This window comes from candidate division WOR-1 bacterium RIFOXYB2_FULL_36_35, from assembly GCA_001771505.1.
Taxonomy (GTDB): Bacteria; Margulisbacteria; WOR-1; order XYC2-FULL-46-14; family XYC2-FULL-37-10; genus XYB2-FULL-36-35.
This window is the reverse complement of record MEUA01000054.1, coordinates 21,205-29,990: the sequence shown is the minus strand read 5'-3', so window position 1 is coordinate 29,990 and position 8,786 is coordinate 21,205. Positions and strand designations below refer to the sequence as shown.

At 37.1% G+C, this 8,786-nt stretch carries 5 protein-coding genes; 3 read left to right on the top strand and 2 right to left on the bottom strand.

Going from position 1 to position 8,786, the window contains the following annotated elements; translation table 11 throughout:
- The first annotated feature begins 141 nt into the window (after window positions 1-141).
- Genes A2290_07295 through A2290_07285 form a run of 3 tightly spaced genes read left to right on the top strand, consistent with a single transcriptional unit; the run spans window position 142 to window position 2,517 of the window.
- Window positions 142-591: a hypothetical protein gene (locus tag A2290_07295; protein ID OGC13477.1), complete on the top strand. Its 450-nt coding sequence runs from the start codon at window positions 142-144 to the stop codon at window positions 589-591.
- A gap of 52 nt (window positions 592-643) precedes the next feature.
- On the top strand, window positions 644-1,330 hold the full coding sequence (locus A2290_07290) for a hypothetical protein (protein ID OGC13481.1): 687 nt from the start codon (window positions 644-646) through the stop codon (window positions 1,328-1,330).
- A complete protein-coding gene (locus A2290_07285) occupies window positions 1,237-2,517 on the top strand; it encodes a hypothetical protein (GenBank protein OGC13476.1) in 1,281 nt (426 codons plus the stop codon). Before A2290_07290 ends, A2290_07285 begins: the two co-directional genes overlap by 94 nt.
- Window positions 2,518-2,639: 122 nt before the next feature.
- On the opposite strand, the gene A2290_07280 is transcribed toward A2290_07285, so the two are convergent.
- Both A2290_07280 and A2290_07275 read right to left on the bottom strand, forming a co-directional pair.
- Entirely contained in the window at window positions 2,640-5,348 is a 2,709-nt protein-coding gene (locus A2290_07280; GenBank protein OGC13475.1) for a hypothetical protein, read from the bottom strand.
- A gap of 229 nt (window positions 5,349-5,577) precedes the next feature.
- Entirely contained in the window at window positions 5,578-8,778 is a 3,201-nt protein-coding gene (locus A2290_07275) for a cation transporter (protein ID OGC13474.1), read from the bottom strand.
- Window positions 8,779-8,786 lie beyond the last annotated feature (8 nt).

The following is an 8,786-nucleotide window of genomic DNA, read 5'->3' as shown; positions in this document are numbered from 1 at the left end:
TTAATAGAATCATTTATGCTTTAGTTTATACATTAAACAATGGAGAGGTACCCAACAAATTTACACAACTTTCTTGACATCAGCATTTACGCCCAAAAATCCTCTTGACATAACTAAAGATATTTATTTATAATAAGCCTTATGGATGAAGAATTAATATTAAAAACCAAATTTAAATCGTTTAATAAAAAGGTTGAGATATTGTTTTGTGATACAGCGGGCTCCCCTAATAAAATACAACAAAAAACCTATGATGGGTTTATTGAAAAACAAGATGCATTAGCCGCAGATATGTTGCAAAAGATTTTTAAGTTTTATAAACAATCCTATTCAGATTATGAAGCAGGTTGGAAAGCTGGCGGTATGAGTGGAAAAAAACTAGAAAAATTCCTGCCCAAACCAACAACAGCTGAAGCCTTAAAATCTTTTATTACTCCAGCAACTATTTACATCCAAAATAAAGCCAAATGCAAAGAAGGGACGTTAAGCATTGAATTTGATTGTACTTGGGATACCGAAAATGGGCTTGGAGTATTAGTTGAAAATTGGCGTGTAGTCGATGTCGGACACGCTGAAATCGCATATTTTTAAGGATTTAGATTTTTTGCCGCACATATTTCAGTGATTGTATAATAAAAACAATATGGATAATTTTTCTTTTGCGTCTTTGGGAATCGCCTTTATAGCAGGTATAATTTCTTTTTTGTCTCCTTGCGTATTTCCCATCATTCCTGGGTTTCTTGCATATCTTGCAGGAACATCAATTGCCGGCTCTTCACAAAAAAGAATGGAGATATTTTTAAACAGCCTCTTTTTTGTCATGGGCTTTTCTGTTGTATTTTCTGTTTTAGCCGTATTTTTAAATTCTATCTTTTCCGCATTTGCTTATGATGTTTTGGCCCCTCTCTCAAAGATCAGCGGATTAATCATTGTCTTTTTTGGAATTTATCTTACAGGTTTGATTAAAATCCCGTTTTTATCGCGGGAATATAAAATAAAAGTAAAGACAAAATTCAAATCAAAATATTTCACTTCCTTTCTTCTTGGATCGTCGTTTGCAATAGGATGGTCTCCTTGCGTGGGGCCGATTTTGGGGAGTATTTTTGCTATCGCGGCAACACAACCGGAAAAAGCCTTTCTGCTTCTCCTCTCCTATTCTGTAGGACTTGGCATCCCATTCCTTATTGTCGGACTTTTTGTGGCGCAAGCTTCTACCTTTATCAGCCGATATTCAAAATGGTTAAGATATATCAATATCCTATTTGGAATTATTTTAATAATAATAGGCATTATGATTTTTACCCGATCGCTAAATTTGTTTATGGTATAATAAATAGCACTAAAATGTCAGACAAAAAGACAACAATTTTATATATAATCAGGTATAAAGATAAATTTGGTTTTATTGATAGAAACGGCAAAATTATAATAAAACCGATTTTTAATAATGATCAATTTTTTAACCGCTACGAAGGCGCAGTGGTTTTTGATAATTTAATACCAATTAAGCAAAAGAAAAAATGGGGTTATATAGACAGCCTAGGGAATTTTATTATTTCGCCTCAATTTGATGTAGCTCTTCCTTTTTCAGAAGGGCTGGCGCCAGTTGGCTTAAAGGTTGGGATGAGTTATGGTATTCCAGATTGCAAATGGGGATATATCGATCTTTCCGGACAATTGGTTATTGATTATCAGTTTAACTGGATCGAAAAATTTGAAAATGGACAAGCAATTGCTTCAATCCCAGACAATCGTGGGCTGGTTGGCAGATATCATGGTAAACATGGAGTAATCAACAAAAAAGGAGCTTTTGTAATAAAACCTATATATGAATCTATCGGTGATTTTTCTGAAGGTTTATACAATGTCGAAATAAAAAAGAAGTGGGGATATATTGATGCAAAAGGGAAAATAATCATCCCTCTTCATTACAGTGATGCTTCCCCTTTTAAAGAAGGGTTAGCAAAAGTACAAGAAGATAATAAAAACTACCTTTGCATTGGCAAAACAGGGAAAACTATCCATAGTTGTTCCTACGATTCGAAAAACTTCGAATATGGGTTTGAAACCAAATATAGCATATATAGGTTTTGTGAGGGATTGGCTATTTATATTTCCAAAGATAAATGCGGTTACATAAACAACAAAGGAGAAGAAACAATCAAAGCTCAATTCAACGATGCAACGGATTTTCATGAAGGGTTTGCTTGTGTAAAAATTGACAAAAAATGGGGATTTATAAATCATAAAGGGGAAATTGTAATACAACCTCAATTCAAGTCATCTTCTCTGTTTAATGAGGGATTAGCCATGGCTCATACAGACATAAAAATTGACAAAAAAGATTATTCAAGATATGGTTTTATAGATCCAAAAGGTGAATTTATAATTAAGCCACAGTTTACCAAGCCTGACGAGCGTCCGATAACTTTTGATCATAATTTGGCATCTGTGATTTTAGACAAAAAAAGAACTTACATAAATAAATCAGGTAAAGTTGTCTGGCAAGAAACTTAGATCATATTTAAAATTTTACTTTATTTCTCTACTCTTCCAAATAATATACAATTTTATCATCTGGAAAACCCGCGGTTTCAAGTATTTTTTTGGCTATTGGGGGGCCTTCTATCTCCTGATATTTACCAGCCGTTGAATTGTATTTTTTTTCTGCCTAATAATTTAACAGCCTCCATCATCCACAAAGGCAATGATGAAACAAACAGAACAAAAAGCCAATCAGTCATATTTAAAGCTTCAGTTTTGAATATTATTTGAAAAAATGGCAAATAAACAACCGCCATCTGCAACATAAAAGAAACAATAACAGCAAGAACAAGCTGTTTATTTGTAAAAAATCCAAGTTTAAAAATAGAATCTTTATTGCTTCGACAATTAAAAGAATGAAACAGCTGGCTACATGCTAATACAACAAACGCAGCTGTTCTTGCATGGCATATACTCTCTCTCTCAACAAAAAGAACAAAAACAAAAGCAAAAAGAGAACAGAAAGCGAGAAAAAAACCTTGAGTTATCATAAGAATCGCCTGCCCCCCTGTAACAACGCCCTCATTAACAGGCCGTGGGGGCCTTTTCATAACATTCGCCGAAACAGGGTCAACCCCAAGAGCAAGCGCAGGAAACCCATCCGTTACTAAATTAACCCAGAGTAACTGAATAGGAAAAAGCGGAATAGGAAGCCCCATCAGCGAAGAAATAAACATAACTAATATTTCTCCCGCATTACAAGATAAAAGATAATGTATAAACTTCTTTATATTATCATAAATTCCTCTGCCTTCTTTCACAGCCGCAACGATAGATGCAAAATTATCATCTGTAATTACCATGTCAGAAACCTCTTTTGTAACATCGGTTCCAGTAATACCCATTGCAATGCCAATATCAGACTCTTTTAGCGCCGGCGCATCATTTACGCCATCTCCTGTCATCGCGACAATTTCGCCTTGTGCGCGCAAAGCGCGGATTATTCTTAATTTATTTTCAGGAGAAACACGGGCATAAACAGGAGTCGTTCCAACTATATTAAAAAACTCATCATCATTTAACCCATCTAGTTCTTCGCCAGTTAAAGCCAAAGAATTCTCATGGAAAAATCCAAGCTCTTTAGCAATAGCAACAGCAGTGTTTTTGTGATCCCCTGTTATCATTACAGTTTTAATCCCAGCAGTCCGGCATTCGGCAATCGCAGCTTTAGCCTCTTCCCTCGGCGGATCAATCATAGAAATAAGCCCCAAAAAAGTAAGCCCTTTTTCAATTGACGCTGTTTCATCCTGAGAAGGGAGATGATCTAGAATTTTAAAGGCAAACGCCAAAACTCTCATCGCCTTATTTGAAAGATCAGAATTTGCTTTTAAAATATTTTCTTTAGCCTCTTGACTTAACGCAGAAGCTTTGCCGTTTTCCTCGATTTCAACGCAATCCTCCAACAAAATATCAGGCGCCCCTTTAACATAAGCAATATATTTGCCGTTTTGTTCTCTGACTATCGTCATTTTTTTACGCACCGAGTCAAAAGGCAACTCCATAACAAAAGGCTGTTGCTTTTCGAGTTCATCTTTAAATAATAAAACTTTGCCGGCACAAGTTAAAAGAGCCCCTTCTGTCGGATCACCAATTATGCTGTAAATCCCATTATCTGAAACAAGTTGAGATCCATTGCATAATACCCCGCAAAGTAAAGTTTTTTTAAGTGTTAAATCGTTATTAAAATCTATTTTTTCTCTATTAAGTAAGATTTCTCCTTTTGGTTCATAACCGATTCCTGTAACGTAAAAAAGAGTGTTTGAAGTAAATATATTGCTTACTGTCATTTCGTTTTTTGTTAATGTCCCTGTTTTATCAGAGCAAATAACAGTTGTGCATCCAAGAGTTTCAACAGATGGGAGTTTTCTTATCAGTGCGTGGCGCTTAACCATTCTTTGCACACCCAAGGCCAAAGCAATTGTGACAACTGCGGGAAGCCCTTCGGGAATTGCAGCTACTGCCAAAGAGACTGATGTCAAAAAGACATCTAAAATAGCTCCACCTCTTAGCCATTCCATAAAAAACACCAATGCTACTAAAACAAAACAGAGATAAACTATCCATTTGCCAAATTGTTCTAATTTTTTCTGTAGAGGAGTTTTTTCTTCTCCTATATCTTGAATCATGCCAGCAATTTTACCAAGCTCGGTTTGCATCCCTGTGCCAACAATAATAGCTCTCGCCTTTCCAGCCGCAACTGATGTCCCCAAATAGACCATATTGGCACGGTCAGCAAGAGGAATTTCATCTTCATGAAGCTGTTCTGATATTTTGGCAACAGGAGTCGATTCCCCCGTCAAGCTTGCCTCCTGCACCGCAAGATTGGCACTAGCATAAACAATGCGACCATCGGCAGGAACATTATCTCCAGCTTCCATTTCAATCAAGTCGCCCGGAACAATATCTGATGAAGAAATTACTTGATGAGCGTAATTGCGGATAACTTTTGATGTCGGGCTTGATAACTTTTTAAGCGCAGCAAGAGATTTCTCAGCGCGATATTCTTGTATAAAACCTAAGATAGAATTTAGAAGTACAATAGTAACAATTGCTATTGCGTCAATCCATTCGGAAAGAAATCCAGAAACCAAAGCTGCTCCAATCAATATCCAAACAATAAAATCTTTAAATTGATCTATAAAAATAGAAAGAGGGCTAATTCTTTTTTTTTCTTTTAGTTGATTTACCCCAAATTCAACTAATCGTTTTTCTGCAATATCGTCACTTAATCCAGAGTCTATATCGCTTTGCAATTCTTTCGCAATATTTTCAGGGCTTAAATTATAAGGTTTAGTTTTTATCATTATGCAAAAATTACTGGACTGTTGATTATTTCGCAACAGCCCCATCACTGATTCTTATATTTTAACATACCCAAAAAAAATTGAATAGGTAAGTCCTATCTCATATTATTCCCACACCAAAAGTTTTTTGGTGTGGTGATAGTGTTTGTTTACTTTACCCCGATTATTCATAGACTAACAGAATTCTAGCAGAGTGTTGAAAATTTTCCCAAGTATGAATAATCGGGGTTTACTCGTGGTATGAATAATCGGGGTTTATTTCCTTACTCTTCCAAATCGTATAAATCGCAGGTAAGACTATAAGAGTTAATATTGTTGAAGAGATAAGACCGCCAATCAGCGGCGCCGCGATTCGTTTCATTACATCAGCACCGGCACCTACACTTAACATCACAGGCATTAGCCCAAAAATATTGGCTCCAACCGTCATAAGTTTTGGGCGCAACCTCTGCACCGCCCCTTCCATTACCGCAGAATAAAGATCACTTATAGAATTCATACGCCCTTCCCTCTTATATCTCGCATAGGCCTCATCAAGATAAACAATCATAATAGACCCTGTTTCCGCGGCAACTCCGGCAAGCGCAATAAGCCCAACCCATACTGCAATACTCATGTTGAATTTTAATAAGAATAAAAACCAAATTCCGCCAATTATCGCAAAGGGAACAGATAACATTATAATTAAAGTTTCAGTTACAGATTTAAACGTAAAAAAGTAAAGGACAAAAATAATAAACAATGTTAAAGGAATAAATATTTTAAGACGATCTTTAATCCTTTGCATATATTCATACTGCCCAGACCATGAAAGAGAATACCCTGTAGGGAGGTTGAGACTACTAGAAACTGCTTTTTTAGCATCTGTCACATAGCTTCCAATATCACGGCCAGAAATATCAACATAAACATATCCTGATAAAAGCCCGTTCTCATTTCGGATCATTGAAGGGCCTGATTTAAGCTTAATATCGGCAAGCTGCGCAAGAGGAATTTGTGCCCCATGCATTGTAGGAACAAGCACGCGACCTAATTTATCAATATCATCCCTTGTTTCTCTGCCGTATCGAACATTTATGGGATATCTCTCCCTGCCATCAACTGTTAAAGAAATATTCTCGCCGCCAATTGCTGACATTATAATATCGTTGGCATCATCGACTGTTAGGCCATAACGCGCAAGCTCCTCGCGCTTCAAATCAAAATCGACAAAATATCCTCCGGTAACACGCTCCGCATAAACACTGCGAGTTCCTGAAACATCTTTTAGGATTTGTTCAATATGAATCCCTATATTTTCTATTTCATTTAAATTTGATCCATAAATTTTTATGCCAATCGGAGTGCGAACGCCTGTCGTTAACATATCTATTCGCGCTTTTATAGGCATAGTCCAAGCATTCGTAACTCCTGGAATTTTCATTTTGCTATCCATATCATCTATTATCTTTTCCCATGTCATGCCGGATCGCCAGTATTCTTTATCTTTTAACACTATAGTTGTCTCCATCATTGAAAAAGGAGCAGGATCGGTTGAAGTGTTAGCACGACCGGCTTTACCAAAAACACGGTCTACTTCAGGAATAGATTTTAATATTCTGTCTTGTGCTTTTAAAAGCTTGCTTGCCTCAGTAACAGAAAGCCCGGGAAGAGTTGTCGGCATATAAAGGATTGTCCCTTCATTTAAAGGGGGCATAAATTCAGACCCCATTGACAAAAATATCGGCACAGTAATAAAAATACTAAGAAGCGCCACTAATACAACTAAATACCTATTTTGGATGGCCCATTTAGCAATCGGATGATAAAATTTTATGAGCGCTTGGCTTATTGGATGTTTGTCTTCTGTAATTATTTTCCCTCCAATAAAGAAATTGGTTATATTTGTAAGCCATTTGTTTTTAAAGTTGTATTCACGGCCGCGCATAAAAATCATAACAAGCGCCGGAGTTAATGTAATCGCAAGAAGAGCCGCAAAAAATATTGAATAGTTTTTTGTAAAGGCAAGAGGTTTGAAAAGCCGTCCTTCCTGGGCTTCGAGGGTAAATACAGGCAAGAAAGATATCGCCATAACAATAAGAGAAGCAAAAATCGGCGGACCAACTTCTTTCATCGCATTTATTATGACTTCCTCTTTTGTGCCGCGCCGCAGTCCTTTTGCAAGCTCAGAAAGCCTTGTATGAACATTCTCAACAAATACAATAGAAGCATCAACCATGTCTCCAATCGCCACAACAATTCCACCAAGAGACATGATATTTGAAGTCAATCCCATATAGCTCATTGGAATAAAAGCAATAACAACAGCAATTGGCAGTCCAATGATAGGGATTAAAGCTGAAGGTAAATGCATAAGAAAGAAAATTATCATCGCACTTACTATTAACAATTCCTGCACTAAATTATCTTTTACAGTAGCAATAGAAGCATTTATTAAAAAAGAGCGATCGTAAGTTGTAACAATTTTAACGCCTTTGGGAAGGCTTGGCTCTATCTCTTTTAGTTTAGCTTTAACAGCATTTATAACATTAAGTGCATTTTCCTTATGCCGCATTAGAACGATTCCGCCCGCAACCTCTCCCCGTCCGTCAAGGTCCGCAATCCCACGGCGAATGTCAGGACCAAGAGCAACATCAGCAATATTCTTAATAGTTACAGGAACTCCGTCTTTTGTCTCGCCTACCACTATTTTTTCAATATCTTCTTTTCCTTTAATATAACCGCGCCCACGGATCATATATTCAGCGCCGGAAAATTCAACAAGCCGCCCACCAACATCGTTATTGCTTTTACGGATATTATCAACAACCTGCATAAGAGGGATATTGTAAGCAAGCAGAGAATTTGGATTGATATTTACCTGATATTGCCTGACAAACCCTCCGACAGAGGCAACTTCAGCTACACCTGGAATAGCTTGAAGATAATAGCGCAAATACCAGTCCTGAAAACTGCGAAGATCCGCCAATGAATTCTGTCCAGTTTCAGAAACTAATGCGTATTGGAAAACCCAGCCAACAGAGGTTGCGTCAGGGCCTAGTTCAACCTTAACTCCTTCCGGCAGTCGAGAAGTTATTTTGCTTAGGTATTCCAAAACTCTTGACCGCGCCCAGTAAATATCTGTGCCGTCTTCAAAAACAACATAAACATAAGAAAAACCAAAATCAGAAAATCCGCGGACAGCTTTAACGCGCGGAGCGCCTAAAAGCGAGCTTATGATAGGATATGTAACTTGATCTTCAACAATATCGGGAGATCTATCCCACTGTGAATAAATTATAACTTGGGTATCTGAAAGATCAGGCAGGGCATCAAGAGGTACCTGCCGCATAGCAAAAAAACCTGCAAGGATTAAAGCTCCAACTAAAAGCAGAACAATAAATCTATTTTTCGCACAAAATTCTATTATATTTTCGACAAGTAAAGCCAAAAAAAGCC